The organism is Methylorubrum podarium (genome assembly GCF_022179745.1).
Lineage (GTDB): Bacteria > Pseudomonadota > Alphaproteobacteria > Rhizobiales > Beijerinckiaceae > Methylobacterium > Methylobacterium podarium.
On sequence record NZ_BPRD01000014.1, the window covers coordinates 1 to 12,243 of the forward strand.

Here is a 12,243-nt window from a genome sequence, read left to right on the forward strand (position 1 = left end):
TCGGCCACCAGCGCGTCGCGGGCGATCGGGATGCCGGCGCTCAGGAAGGTCGGGCCGTTGCCGAAGGACAGGAGGGCAGCCGGCACGACGTCACCGAAGGCGCGGCGATAGCCGACCAATCCGTGCAGCGAGACCGGCGCCCCGAGGTCGAGGCCGAGCACGGTCTGCGCTCGCAGGCCGGCGGTCATGGCCCCGACGTCGTAGTCGCGGGCCGACCCCGTCAGGGCGGCCGCGCCGCCGGCCTCGACGAAGCGGTCGCGCCCGATCGCGACGTAGGAACCGCCCACGAACGGCTCGATATAGCTCGGGCTCGCCTGGGCCGGCGTCGGGCCGTCCTTCGACAGGAGCGGGGCCGGGGCGTCGCCGCCGAGGAAGACGCGGTAGCCGATCTCGCCGAAACCCTGGATCGTCGCGCCGCCGGTGCGGGCGCTCGCCGAATCGGACAGGCCGGCGAAGGCGATCGTGCGGCGGGTGCGGAGGCTGTCGCCGGCGTAGGTCGCGCCGAGCCGCAGCGAGACCGGCCCGAACTCGGTGCCGCCGTAGACGCCGCCATAGGCGCTCTCGATCGTGCCGGATTGCAGGCGCCCGGTCGTGTCGAGGCTGGCGGCGGTGTAGCCGCCGACGACCCCGAGCGTGATTCCGTTCTCCAGCCGGACGTCGGCGCCGAGGGCGAAGCCGGAGATCCGGCGGCTGAACCCGGCGGCGTTGCCGTCCGAGCGCGCCTCGCCGAAGCTGCCGAAGCCCTGGCCCCAGAGACCGAAGACGGTCGGGTCGAGGATCCGGGCGGGCATCGCCACGACCGGGGCGGCCCGGCCCGGCAGATCGGCGGTGTAGGTCGCCGGCAGGCTGCCGTAATCGAGGCCCTCGGCGGTGCCGGGGGTCGCGCCCCAGCGCATCCGGTCGAGGATCGCCTCGCGCACGAAGAAGGCGGTGGCATAGCCGGTCGAGACCGTGCCGGCATGCACGTCCCCCGACAGCGCCTGGAAGGCGCCCTGCGCCTCAGGGGTGGTGAGGCCGACCGTGCGCTGGAACGGCGCAGTGCCCGGGCCGCCGGCCTGGATCGCGTCCGCCACGCCGGCCTGGTTGCGGTTGCGCGCGATCGTCGAGAAGGCGATGTCGTTGCGCGTCAGGGTCAGGTCGACGGCGTTCGCCGTGTAGGTCAGGCTCGGCGTGAGGAAGGCGAGGTTGGCGGTGACGCCCGCGAACTGCCCCGTCACGCCGCCGGCGGCGGTGAGGACGGTGGCGCGGGTGCGCGGATCGTAGGTGCCGTTGGCCGCGGTGACCTGGACCGTGCCGCCGTTCAGGGCGGCGCCGCCGCTCGCCGCGAGTCGGTCGGCTTGGCCGCCCGCATTGGCCTCGACCGCGTAGAGGGAGCCGGCGGCGAAGCTGACGTTGCCGGCGACGGTGAGGGTGCCGATGGAGTTGCCCGGCGCCACCGTGGCGCCGGAGGTCGCGACCACGCCGCCGACGGTGCCGGTTCCGCCGAGGCTCGCCCCGGACCCGACGGTGACGATCGAGCCGGCGAGGCTGCCGTTGACCGAGAGCCGCCCCTGCGCCACGCCGGTGGCGCCGGTGAAGCTGCCGGTGCCGGTCAGATCGAGCGTGCCGGCGCCGGTCTTGGTCAGGGTGCCGGAACCGGAGATCGGGTTGGCCATGCCGGCATCGCCGGCCTGATCGAGGATCAGGCTGGCATTGTCGACGATGGCGCCCGAGCCGAAGCTCGCCGCCGAGCCGACGAGTGTCCCGCCCGCCACCGTCGTGCCGCCGGCATAGGTGTTGCGGCCGGTCAGGATCAGGGTGCCGCTGCCCGCCTTGGTCAGGCTCCCGCCGCCGGCGATGTCGTTCTTCCAGGTGTCGAGCGCGTTGTAGCCGCCCTGCGCCGCATCCATCGTGACGGTGACGGGTCCGTTGAGGGCCGCGTAGCCGTCCATGGCGGCGTAGAGGTTGAGGCGGCCCCAGCCGTCATAGGTGTTGCCGCCCAGGAGCGGGTAGCCCGAGGGCAGGCCCGTCGTCGCCAGGATCTCGCGGCGCTGCGCGTCGGAGAGGTAGGGAAAGCGGGTCAGCAGCAGCACCTGCGCCTGGAGCGGGACCTCCGCCGCGCTCATGGGCAGGCTCGGTCCGGTCGGCTGGAAGCCGTAGGTCAGGCGCGCGGTGTAGTCGGCCTTGTTCCGGGCGGCGTTGCCGAAGGCGTCGGCGGTTCCGGAGGCGGCGGACGCGGTGAGGCACGCGCCCACGCTCGCCGCGCCGCAGCTCGCCGCCAGATAGGCCTGGGTCTGCCGGTAGGCTTGGTAGACGGCGTAGGCGCCGGCGTTGGCGGGGTTCGTCCAATCGATTCGGTTGCCCTGGGCGTCGTAGAGCGCGGCGTAGATGTTGGTCGCGGCGATGGCCGCCGACTGCATCCGGCCGCCCATCACGTCGAAGGGCGAGTGCATCCCGGCGAGGATACGGTCGTTGCCGAGTTCGGACGCGCGCGTCAGCAGTTCCTGCCAGCGCTGCGGCACGAGGAAGCCGACCCCAAGGGTCTGGAGATAGCCGGAATTGGTGTGGCCGCTCGGGTAGGCGCCATCCGCGTAGGCGTTGGTGCCGTTGATGCGCGGGTTGAGCAGCGTCGGCACGTTGACGGCGGTGGAGACGCGGTAGGGGCGCGGCGCGGTGCCGATGCCCGGCACGTACTCGCCGACGCCGAAGGTCGTGGGCGTGAAGGTGCCGGCCGCGTCGTAGGACCCGACGTTCGGCGCCGAGAGCGGCCGCCCGCCATTGGCGTCGATCATCGCCTGGGTGACGGTGAAGCCCTTCACCCAGCGCTCCGCCGTGCCGTAGACCGCCGGGACCGGGAAGTTCGAGAGGTAGCTCGGCACGACGAGGGCCGCCGTGTCGCGGGCCGACAGGGCCCGCTTGTTCGTCGCCGCGCTGTAATCGTTGAAGCGGGCCTCGAGGGGGTCGATGGCCGGGGTCGCCCCCTGGTAGCGTCCGAACACCCGCTTGGGCGGCTCGGTCGAGGCGTTGGCCCGGACCGTGTTGTCGATGAAGGTGACCGCGGCGGCGAGCGGGGTGGCGGTGCCGTTGCCGAAGGTCGTCACGCCCGCGCTGGCGCTGGAGCCGGCGTTGATGTTGGCGGTCAGGTCGGCGAGGGTCGAGGCCACGTAGGTCGTGGGCGTGAGGCTCGTCGGCCGCGTGCCGGAGAAGGACGCGCCCGCCCCGGTGATATAGGCCGAGGTCAGCGGCCCGAGCCCGTTCAGGATGCTGTAGGATTGCACCGTCCGGTCGTCCCGGATCGCCGCCAGGGTCTGGTCCTGCGTCCGGTTCTGCGTCAGCGCGACGACGGTCCGGTAATTCTGCGTCATCGCCGCCGAATCGCCGGTCATCAACCCGGCATAGCTGTCGAGGACGCGCGGGATGACCGTGCCCGGATTGACCGCGGTGCTGTTCGTGAAGCCGACCGGCGGCGCGGTGGGCAGCTGTTGCGCCAGCGCGCCGAGCGGCACCATGCCCGTCGAGGCAAGCAATACGGACAGCAGATGCTTCGTCATGACCCACTCGCCGCCTGTTCGATGGCCTATGCGAACGGCCTAGCTTGCGCGCATGACGTGGGAATGACTTATGTTAATTTTTCCAGACCCTGCGGCACCCTCCTCTCGGGGTGAGCCCCTCCGGGTCAGGCCCGGTGGCATCCTCGGCTCGTAGCGGTCGTCGAGCGGATGCCGGCGCGGCGAAGCTTTGGGGATAGGCGCGGGACGGAGCGCCTTTCACGTCGCCGGAAGCCGTGCCGGCGTATAGCTCTGAGCCGATGCACAAGCTGCTGATTCAGCTCGGCCTTCGCTTCGACGACCCCGACGAGGAGCGGTCGTTCGTGCGGAGCTTCACGCTTCACGATCTCGGCCGCACGCAGGCCGCGATGGTGCTCGGCGCCTTCGTCTACTGCTCGTTCTCGGCCATGGACTGGATCCTCAGCCCGGAGGCCTGGGCCGTGGCCACCGCGCTCCGGCTCGCCGTCGCCGTCCTGGTCCTCCTGCCCGCGACGCTCCTGCTCACCCGGCCGGGGGCCCGGCCCTTCGCGGAGCGGATCTACCTCGTCTACTGCGTCGTGCCGGGCTGCGTGCTCAGCGTGATCTACGTCTTCCTGCGGCCGAGCTTCGACCACGGCGCGGCGGGCCTGATCGTGGTGATTCTGTTCGTCTCGACGCTGCTGCCCCTGCGGGTCCCCTCGTTCGCGGCGTTCGCCGTCCTGACCTGGGCGTGCTTCGCCCTGTTCGAGACGGTGGCGGCGCACGACAATCCCGGCTTGGCGCTCGTCAACAACGCCGAGCTCGGCGCGGCCTACGCGCTCTCGTTCTACGGGGTCGCCGCCCGGGAATTCCGGGCCCGGCGCCAGTTCCGGACGACGCAGGAGCTGCAGGTCGAGAAGGAGCGCTCGGAGGCGACCCTGGCCGAGCTGCGGGCCGCCCAGGCGCAGCTGGTCCAGGCCGAGAAGCTCGCCGCGCTGAGCCAGCTCGTGGCGGGCGTGGCGCACGAGATCAACACGCCCATCGGCCTCGCGCTCACGACCTCCACCGCCTTCGACCACGACCTCGCGCGGCTGCGCCGGACCATCGCCTCGGGTCAGATCCGCCGCTCCGACCTGACGCAGAGCGTCGAGCGGCTGGGCGAAGGCGCCGCCCTGGTCTTCGCCAACCTGACGCGGGCCGCCGACCTCGTGCACAATTTCAAGCAGGTCGCGGTCGATCAGGCGACGGAGGACCGGCGCCGCTTCGAGGTCCGATCCTGGCTCGTCGAGCTGATGAGCACGCTCGATCCGGTCCTGCGGCGCAAGGGCCACGAGGTCCGGCTCGCCTGCCCCGACGGCATCCTCCTCGATTCCTATCCCGGCGCGCTGGCGCAGATCGTCAGCAACCTCGCGCTCAACGCCAGCGTCCACGCCTTCGAGGAGCGGCCGGGCACGCTCGACATCGACATCACCCGGCTCGGCGATGCGCAGATCCGGATGGTCGTGCGCGACGACGGGCGCGGGATCCCGCGGGAGAACCTGCAGCGGATCTTCGACCCGTTCTTCACGACGGGACGCGACAAGGGCAGCACCGGCCTCGGCCTGCACATCGTCTACAATCTCGTGGTTTCGACCCTGCGCGGGCAGATCGCCATCGCGAGCGAGGAAGGCGTCGGAACGCGGGTGACGATCGAGCTTCCCGTGACCGTCTCTTGACGGGCATCATGCGGATGCGGCGGTGCGGACCGTTGCGAAGCTCGCGTCAGTGCCCAAGTTGTCCCGGCCGGCCCGGCCGGCGGTGAGAAGCGCGAGCGCCCATGCACGGCACGTTGTCCCGGCCGGATTCCCCCGCGTCCCGTCCGGCCCCGGCCTCCCGGCTGCCGCTCACCCTGCGGCTGGCGCTGCGCGAGCTGCGCGGCGGGCTGTCCGGCTTCCGCGTCTTCATCGCCTGCATCGCGCTGGGCGTGGCCGCGATCAGCGGCGTCACCTCGATCGCCGCCTCGCTCTCCGGCGGGCTCGGCCGCGAGGGGCGGCGGATTCTGGGCGGCGACATCACCTACAGCCTGATCAACCGCGAGGCGACGCCGGCCGAGCGCGCCGTGCTCGACGGGCAGGCGCCGGTCTCGGAGGTGGCGAGCCTGCGCGCCATGGCGGTCGCGGGCGACGGCGGCGCGGCCCTGGTCGAGCTGAAGGCGGTCGATCCGAGCTATCCGGCGGTCGGCACGGCCGAGACCGACCCGCAAGGCTCGGTGCAAAGCTCGGTGCAAGAGCTCATCGCCGAGCGGGACGGCGTCTACGGCGCGGCGGCCGACCCGGCCCTGCTGACCCGGCTCGGACTGAAGGTCGGCGACCGGGTGACGCTCGGCGGCTTTCCCATCGCGATCCGCGCCGCCCTCGTCTCCGAGCCCGACCGGGTCGGTTCGGGGATCGGCTTCGGGCCGCGCCTGCTCGTCTCGCTCGCCGCGCTCCGCGCCACCGGCCTGATCCAGCCGGGCAGCCTCAACCGCTTCACCTACCGCCTGCAACTCCCCGGCGCCGACGACGCGCGCCTCGCTGCCGTCCACGCGGCGGTGCAGAAGGCGCTGCCGGATGCGGGTTTCGAGATGCGCTCGCGCGACAACGCCGATCCGCGCTTCGCCAAGGGCATCGAGCGCTTCACGCAGTTCCTCACCCTCGTCGGGCTCACCGCGCTCATCGTCGGCGGGGTCGGCGTGGCCAACGCCGTGCGCGCCTTCGTCGACGGCAAGCAGGCGTCCATCGCCACCCTGAAGAGCGTCGGCGCGCCGGGCTCGCAGGTGGTCGGGCTCTACCTGATCCAGGTGATGCTGATCGCCGCCATCAGCACCGTGCTCGGCCTCGCCATCGGCGCGGCCCTGCCCTTCGTGCTCGACCTCGCGCTGCGCGACCAGCTTCCGCTGCCGCTCAACCCCGAGATCGCCCCGGCCCGCCTCGCGCTCGCCGCCGCCTACGGCCTGCTGACGGCCCTCGCCTTCGCGATCCTGCCGCTGGGGCGCGCCCACGACGTCTCCGTCGCCGGCCTCTTCCGCGATACCGTCGATCCGGCCGCGCGCCGGCCGCGCTGGCGCTACCTCGCGGTGCTGGCCGCCGCCCTCCTCGCGCTGGCGGGCCTCGCCCTCCTCACCGCCTTCGACCGCAAGGTCGCGCTGATCTTCATGGCCGCCGCCGCCCTCGCCTTCGGAGCCCTGCGCCTCGTCGCCGTGGGGCTGATGGCCCTGGCCGCGCGGCTCAAGCGGCCGAAGGGCATGGTGCCGCGCATGGCGCTGGCGAACCTCCACCGCCCCGGCGCGCTGACCCCGGCCGTCGTGCTGTCCCTCGGCCTCGGCACGACGCTGCTGGTGACGCTCGGCGCCATCGACAGCAACATCACCCGCGCCCTGGAGAGCTCCCTGCCCGGCCGCGCCCCGAGCCTGTTCTTCCTCGACGTGCCCTCGCGCGACGCGGAGGCCTTCTCCGCCTTCCTCGGGGCGCACGCGCCCGACGCCAAGATCGAGCGGGTGCCGATGATGCGCGGCCGCATCACGGCGCTGAACGGCGTGCCGGCCGGGCAGATCAAGCCGCCGGAGGACGCCGCCTGGGTGCTCGACGGCGACCGGGGCATCACCTACGCCGAAACGCCGCCCGACGGTTCGACGATCATCGAGGGCGCGTGGTGGAACGCGGAGGAGGCGCGCCAGCCCCTGGTCTCCTTCGATGTCGAGCTGGCGCGCTCCTTGGGGCTGACGGTCGGCGGCACGGTCACGGTGAACGTGCTCGGCCGCTCGATCACCGCGCGGGTCGCCAACCTGCGCAAGATCGAGTGGCGCTCGCTCGGCATCAACTTCGTGATGGTGTTCTCCCCCGGCACGTTCCGCGGGGCGCCGCACGCCGACCTCGCGACCCTGACGTTGCCCAACGGCCCGGATCCGAAGCTGGAAGCGGAGGTGGTGCGCGACGCCGCCAAGGCGTTCCCCTCGGTGACCTCCGTGCGGGTGAAGGACGCGCTGGAGGCGGTCAACGACCTCGTCCACAAGCTGGTGCTCGCGATCCGCGGCGCCAGCGTCGTCGCCGTGCTCGCGAGTCTCCTGGTGCTCGCAGGGGCGCTCGCCGCCGGCCACCGGGCCCGGCTCTACGACGCGGTGGTGCTGAAGGTGCTCGGCGCCACGCGGATGCGGCTCCTCGCGGCCTACGCCCTCGAATACGGGGCGCTCGGGCTCGCCACCGCCTTCTTCGGCATCCTGGCCGGCTCGATCGCGGGCTGGGTGATCGTCTCCCGCGTCATGCGCCTCGACTTCGCGCCCGACCCCGTCGGGGCGCTGGCGGTGGCCGCTTTCGCTGTTATCTTCGCGGTGGTGGCCGGACTCGCGGGGACGTGGCGCATCCTCGGCCAGAAGCCGGCGCCCTATCTACGGCAGTTCTGAGATCAGTCTTCCACGTTCGGGAACGGGCTTTCATCCCGGCAAAGCCCGAAAAATCTTACGTCTTTGTCAGGCTTGAAAACGCGGCCGTTCGGTCGAGCCCCACTTGTTTATGGCTGTTCCAGCGAACATATTCGGGCACGAGGCGCGCTCGACGCGCCGGGGGTTGCGTGCGGACCTCGACAAACTCCACGCCGGGAGCTTCCAAGGGAAACTTTCATGGCATTCGACAACAGCCCGTTTCGCTACGGCGCCCAGCCGCAGGGATACGCCGGCTCTCAGGTCGAAGTCGACCAGGGCCTGCGCAGCTTCATGCTGGGCGTCTACAACAACATGGTCGTCGGCCTCGGGATCTCCGGTCTCGTGGCGCTGGCCCTCAACATGGCCGCCGTCGCGCAGACCGGCGCCGGCCGCGTTGCCCTGACTCCGTTCGGGCAGTTCCTCTATACCAGCCCCTTCAAGTGGGTGCTGATGCTGGCGCCGCTGGCCTTCATCTTCGTGTTCTCGTTCCGGATGGACCGCATGTCGGCCTCGTCCGCGCGGATGATGTTCTGGGCCTTCGCGGCGGTGATGGGCGCCTCGATGTCCACCCTGCTGCTCGTGTTCACGGGCGCCAGCGTGGTGCGGGTGTTCTTCATCACGGCGGCGACCTTCGGTGGCCTGAGCCTCTACGGCTACACCACGAAGCGCAGCCTGTCGGGCATGGGCTCGTTCCTGATCATGGGTCTGATCGGCCTGATCATCGCCTCGCTGGTGAACCTCTTCCTGGCTTCGTCCGCGCTGCAGTTCGCGATCTCGGTGATCGGCGTGCTCATCTTCGCCGGCCTGACCGCTTACGACACGCAGAAGCTCAAGGAGATGTACCTCTACAGCGGCCTCGACGCCGAGGGCGCTGCCAAGATGTCCGTCAACGGCGCGCTGACGCTGTACCTGGACTTCATCAACATGTTCCAGTTCCTGATGCAGCTGCTCGGCGACCGCCGCTAAGCGACGAAGCAGGATCTGAAACGAGGAAGAGCCCCGGCCGAAAGGCCGGGGTTTTTTCGTGGGATGAGGGATCCTGTCCCTCTCCCCTCCGGATGTCGGGCTCGCCCGATATCCGACTTTCTTGACCAACTCGGGCAAGCCCGACTCGGATGGAGAGAGTGGCCCCTGCGTCAGCAGGGGTCGGGTGAGGGGAGCGCCGCTTCCGGAAAGACCTGAGCCGGCCCCTCTCCCGCCTTCTCCGCAGGCACCCTCCCCCTCGGAGGGGGGAGGGTCGATGCCCGGAACCGCCGCGCTTAATCCTTCTCTTCCACCGCCTCGCAGACCAGCGGCGGCGGCGCTTCCACGCCGCGCCAGCGGCCGTAGGACCAAGGCCGGTGCCACGCGGCGCCCGCGGGCAGGCGTTCGGGCACGAGGTCGATGCCGTGGGTGCCGAACGGGCCGCAGCGGCAGATGCGGGCGACGCCCATCCAGCCGCCGGCCCAGAGGCCGTGCCGCTGGATCGCCTCGTCGGTGTAGGCCGAGCAGGACGGCCAGTGCCGGCACTGGCGCCCGATCAGCGCCGACAGGGTGAGCTGGTAGGCGCGGATCGCCCCGTGCGCGGCCTGGCGGACCATGGCGCGTCAGGCCGCCTCGGGCGCGCCGGTGCCCTTCCGCGCCGCGATCTGGTCGAGGGCGTCGACCACCGCGTCGAAGGTCAGGAGCGTCGAGGCGTGGCGGGCGCGGAAGTCGCGCACCGGCTCCAGCACGGCGAGATCGGCCCACTTGCCGTCGGGGACGGGGCCGTTCTCCTTGAGCATCGCCCGCATCCGGGCGCGGACCGCGCGCAGTTCCTCGGCGGTGGCGCCGACGACGTGGCGGGCCATCAGCGAGGAGGAGGCCTGACCGAGGGCGCAGGCCTTCACGTCGTGGGCGAAGTCGGCGACCGTGGTGCCGTCCGCCGCCAGGCTGAGATCCACGGTGACGGTCGAACCGCACAACTTGGAATGGGCGGTGGCGGTGGCGTCCGGCGCCGCCAGCCGGCCGAGACGGGGAATGTCCGCCGCCAGTTCCAGGATGCGGCGGTTGTAGATGTCATCGATCATCGCTGACACGCCTTTCGCGGGCGCCCGTTCGGAGAGACGTCAAGGAAACGTTGAGCCAGATACGCATGCCACGCATTGCGCGGCGGCGCGATTGCGACGATATAGGCGCGACACCGTCATTCCGCGAGAATGGCACCGTCGACCCCGGTCACGCCCTGGCCCAGGATTCGGATCGTTCGAGGGCGTCGGCACTTAAACGGTTAAGACGCCGGGACGGATCGACGATGTACGCCAAGCCCGACAGCACGACCATGAAGGCGCGTGTGGCGAAGGCCGGAGATGCCATGGATGCCGCTCTCAAATCCCTGTCCTACGGCATGAGCGACGACGAGCGACGCATGAGCGCCGTCGGCCTGCAAGGGATGCGCGGCGCCAACGACCCCGGACGCCCCGACACCACCCCCGACGTCGCCCCCCTGCCCGAGTCGGCCCAGCGGGTGCCGAACGAGGTGGCGCTCGGCCGGCCGAGCCGCCAGGAGGCGGAGGCCGCCGTGCGCACGCTGCTGCGCTGGGCCGGCGACGACCCGACCCGCGAGGGGCTGATCGACACCCCCGCCCGGGTGGTGAAGGCCTACGAGCAGATCTTCGGCGGCTACCGCATGGATGCCGACGCGCTGCTGGAGCGGGTGTTCGAGGATGTCGAGGGCTATTCCGACGCCGTGCTGGTGCGCGACATCCCGTTCTACTCCCATTGCGAGCACCACATGGTGCCGTTCATGGGGCTCGCCCACATCGCCTACTACCCCACCAAGGGCGTGGTCGGCCTCTCCAAGCTCGCCCGCGTGGTCGATGCCTTCGCCCGCCGCCTGCAGACGCAGGAGACGATGACAGCGCAGATCGCCGACACGATCGAGAGCATCCTCCAGCCCCGCGGCTGCGCCGTGATGGTCGAGGCCGAGCATCTCTGCATGGCCATGCGCGGCGTGCAGAAGGCCGGCGTCTCCACCATCACCACCCAGTTCCGCGGCGTCTACAAGAGCGATCCGAACGAGCAGGTCCGGTTCCTGACCTTCGTCCGGAACCCGAAGGGCTGAGGCGGCCGGACATCGCGCGATGACCGAGCGATTCGCCTCCCCCGGCACCCGGGCCGAGGTCGAGGAGGGGGCCGCCCTGACGCCCCGCTTCGGCCCCGACGGGCTCGTGGCCTGCATCGCCGTCGATGCGCAGGACGAGCGCGTGCTGATGCTCGCCCATATGAACGCCGAGGCGCTCGCCCGCAGCCTGGAGACCGGCGAGGCGTGGTACTGGTCGCGCTCGCGCGGTGAACTCTGGCACAAGGGTGCCACCTCGGGGCAGATCCAGCGCATCGTCGAGATGCGGGTCGATTGCGATCAGGACGCGCTCCTGATCCGGGTCGAGGTCGGCGGCGATGGCGGCTGCTGCCATACCGGCCGCCGCTCCTGCTTCTATCGCGCCGTCGCGCGCGACCCCGCGACCGGTGCCGTCGCCCTCGTCCCGGCCGATCCGGACCGATGATGTTCGAGGTGTCCCGTTCCCTCCCGCCCCGCTTTCCGGACGGGGCGGTGGAACCGGTGGTGCCCCGCTTCCGCTCTCCCCGCATCGGTCTCGCGCTCGGCGGCGGCTCCGCCCGCGGCTGGTCGCATATCGGCGTGATCGAGGGGCTGGAGGAGGCCGGGATTTTCCCCGAGGTGGTGGCCGGCTGCTCCATCGGCGCCGTGGTGGGCGGGGCCTACGCCGCCGGCCGCATCGACACCCTCAAGGACTTCGCGCTCTCGCTCACCCGCCGCCGGGTGGTCGGCATGCTCGATCCGCGCATCACCGGCTCCGGCCTGATCGCCGGCGAGCGCCTGCGCCGCCGCCTCGCCCGCGAGCTCGAGGGCTTCCGCATCGAAGAGCTGCGCCTCGCCTTCGCCAGCGTCGCGACCGAACTCGGCACCGGCCACGAGGTCTGGCTCTCCCGCGGGCCCCTGGTCGAGGCGGTGCGGGCCTCCTACGCCATTCCCGGCATCTTCCCCCCGGTCGCCCTCGACGGGCGCCTCCTGATGGACGGGACGCTGGTGAACCCGGTCCCCGTGCGCCTCGCCCGCGAACTCGGCGCCGACCTCGTGATCTGCGTGAACCTCGCCTGCGAGACGCGCGCGCCCGCGACGGTGATCCGACCGGAGCGGGACGATCCGATGCCGGAGGAAGCCGACGAGCCGGTCGAGCGGGCGATCGAGCAGACGCTGGAGGCCACCGTCCGCCGCCGGGGCCGCTGGGGCCTGCTGAGCGGGGCGAGCCGGCGCATCATGGGGCAGCGCCTGGGTCAGCGCCT

At 71.5% G+C, this 12,243-nt stretch carries 9 protein-coding genes; 6 read left to right on the forward strand and 3 right to left on the reverse strand.

The window, feature by feature from the left end; all coding sequences use genetic code 11:
• Positions 1-3,530: autotransporter family protein (locus MFF42_RS00670; RefSeq protein WP_238253579.1), on the reverse strand; the 3,530-nt coding region annotated here is incomplete at its 3' end.
• 257 nt (positions 3,531-3,787) lie between these two features.
• Here MFF42_RS00670 and MFF42_RS00675 point away from each other — a divergent pair.
• The 3 genes from MFF42_RS00675 to MFF42_RS00685 all read left to right on the forward strand — a co-directional run bounded on the left by MFF42_RS00675 (position 3,788) and on the right by MFF42_RS00685 (position 8,886).
• Positions 3,788-5,200 carry a sensor histidine kinase gene (locus tag MFF42_RS00675; protein WP_238253580.1) on the forward strand — a complete coding sequence of 471 codons (1,413 nt, stop codon included), beginning with the start codon at positions 3,788-3,790 and terminating at the stop codon, positions 5,198-5,200.
• Between the two features lie 101 nt (positions 5,201-5,301).
• Positions 5,302-7,902 (forward strand): ABC transporter permease, encoded by a 2,601-nt coding sequence (locus MFF42_RS00680; RefSeq protein WP_238253581.1) that lies wholly within the window; start codon positions 5,302-5,304, stop codon positions 7,900-7,902.
• A 216-nt stretch (positions 7,903-8,118) separates the two neighbouring features.
• Positions 8,119-8,886, forward strand: coding sequence for a Bax inhibitor-1/YccA family protein (locus MFF42_RS00685; RefSeq protein WP_238253582.1), 768 nt, complete (start codon positions 8,119-8,121; stop codon positions 8,884-8,886).
• Positions 8,887-9,179: 293 nt separating this feature from the next.
• Here the strand turns inward: MFF42_RS00685 and yidD are convergent, their stop codons facing one another.
• Both yidD and MFF42_RS00695 read right to left on the reverse strand, forming a co-directional pair.
• Entirely contained in the window at positions 9,180-9,500 is a 321-nt protein-coding gene (gene yidD, locus MFF42_RS00690; RefSeq protein ID WP_238253583.1) for a membrane protein insertion efficiency factor YidD, read from the reverse strand.
• A 6-nt stretch (positions 9,501-9,506) separates the two neighbouring features.
• On the reverse strand, positions 9,507-9,968 hold the full coding sequence (locus MFF42_RS00695) for an iron-sulfur cluster assembly scaffold protein (RefSeq protein WP_238253584.1): 462 nt from the start codon (positions 9,966-9,968) through the stop codon (positions 9,507-9,509).
• Positions 9,969-10,252: 284 nt separating this feature from the next.
• On the opposite strand from MFF42_RS00695, the gene folE reads away from it, so the two are divergent.
• The 3 genes from folE to MFF42_RS00710 form a co-directional block, all read left to right on the forward strand.
• Positions 10,253-11,002, forward strand: a complete 750-nt coding sequence (folE, locus tag MFF42_RS00700) for a GTP cyclohydrolase I FolE (protein ID WP_507763101.1) — start codon at positions 10,253-10,255, stop codon at positions 11,000-11,002.
• Between the two features lie 19 nt (positions 11,003-11,021).
• Positions 11,022-11,444 carry a phosphoribosyl-AMP cyclohydrolase gene (hisI, locus tag MFF42_RS00705; protein WP_238253586.1) on the forward strand — a complete coding sequence of 141 codons (423 nt, stop codon included), beginning with the start codon at positions 11,022-11,024 and terminating at the stop codon, positions 11,442-11,444.
• Positions 11,441-12,243: patatin-like phospholipase family protein (locus tag MFF42_RS00710; protein ID WP_373875116.1), on the forward strand; the 803-nt coding region annotated here is incomplete at its 3' end. The genes hisI and MFF42_RS00710, both read left to right, overlap by 4 nt.

Bases quoted from the DNA above. Each gene is read 5' to 3' on its own strand.
- folE (WP_507763101.1), top strand. From the start codon at position 10,253: ATGGATGCCGCTCTCAAATCCCTGTCCTACGGCATGAGCGACGACGAG.
- MFF42_RS00675 (WP_238253580.1), top strand. From the start codon at position 3,788: ATGCACAAGCTGCTGATTCAGCTCGGCCTTCGCTTCGACGACCCCGAC.
- hisI (WP_238253586.1), top strand. From the start codon at position 11,022: ATGACCGAGCGATTCGCCTCCCCCGGCACCCGGGCCGAGGTCGAGGAG.
- yidD (WP_238253583.1), bottom strand. From the start codon at position 9,500: ATGGTCCGCCAGGCCGCGCACGGGGCGATCCGCGCCTACCAGCTCACC.
- MFF42_RS00680 (WP_238253581.1), top strand. From the start codon at position 5,302: ATGCACGGCACGTTGTCCCGGCCGGATTCCCCCGCGTCCCGTCCGGCC.
- MFF42_RS00695 (WP_238253584.1), bottom strand. From the start codon at position 9,968: ATGATCGATGACATCTACAACCGCCGCATCCTGGAACTGGCGGCGGAC.
- MFF42_RS00685 (WP_238253582.1), top strand. From the start codon at position 8,119: ATGGCATTCGACAACAGCCCGTTTCGCTACGGCGCCCAGCCGCAGGGA.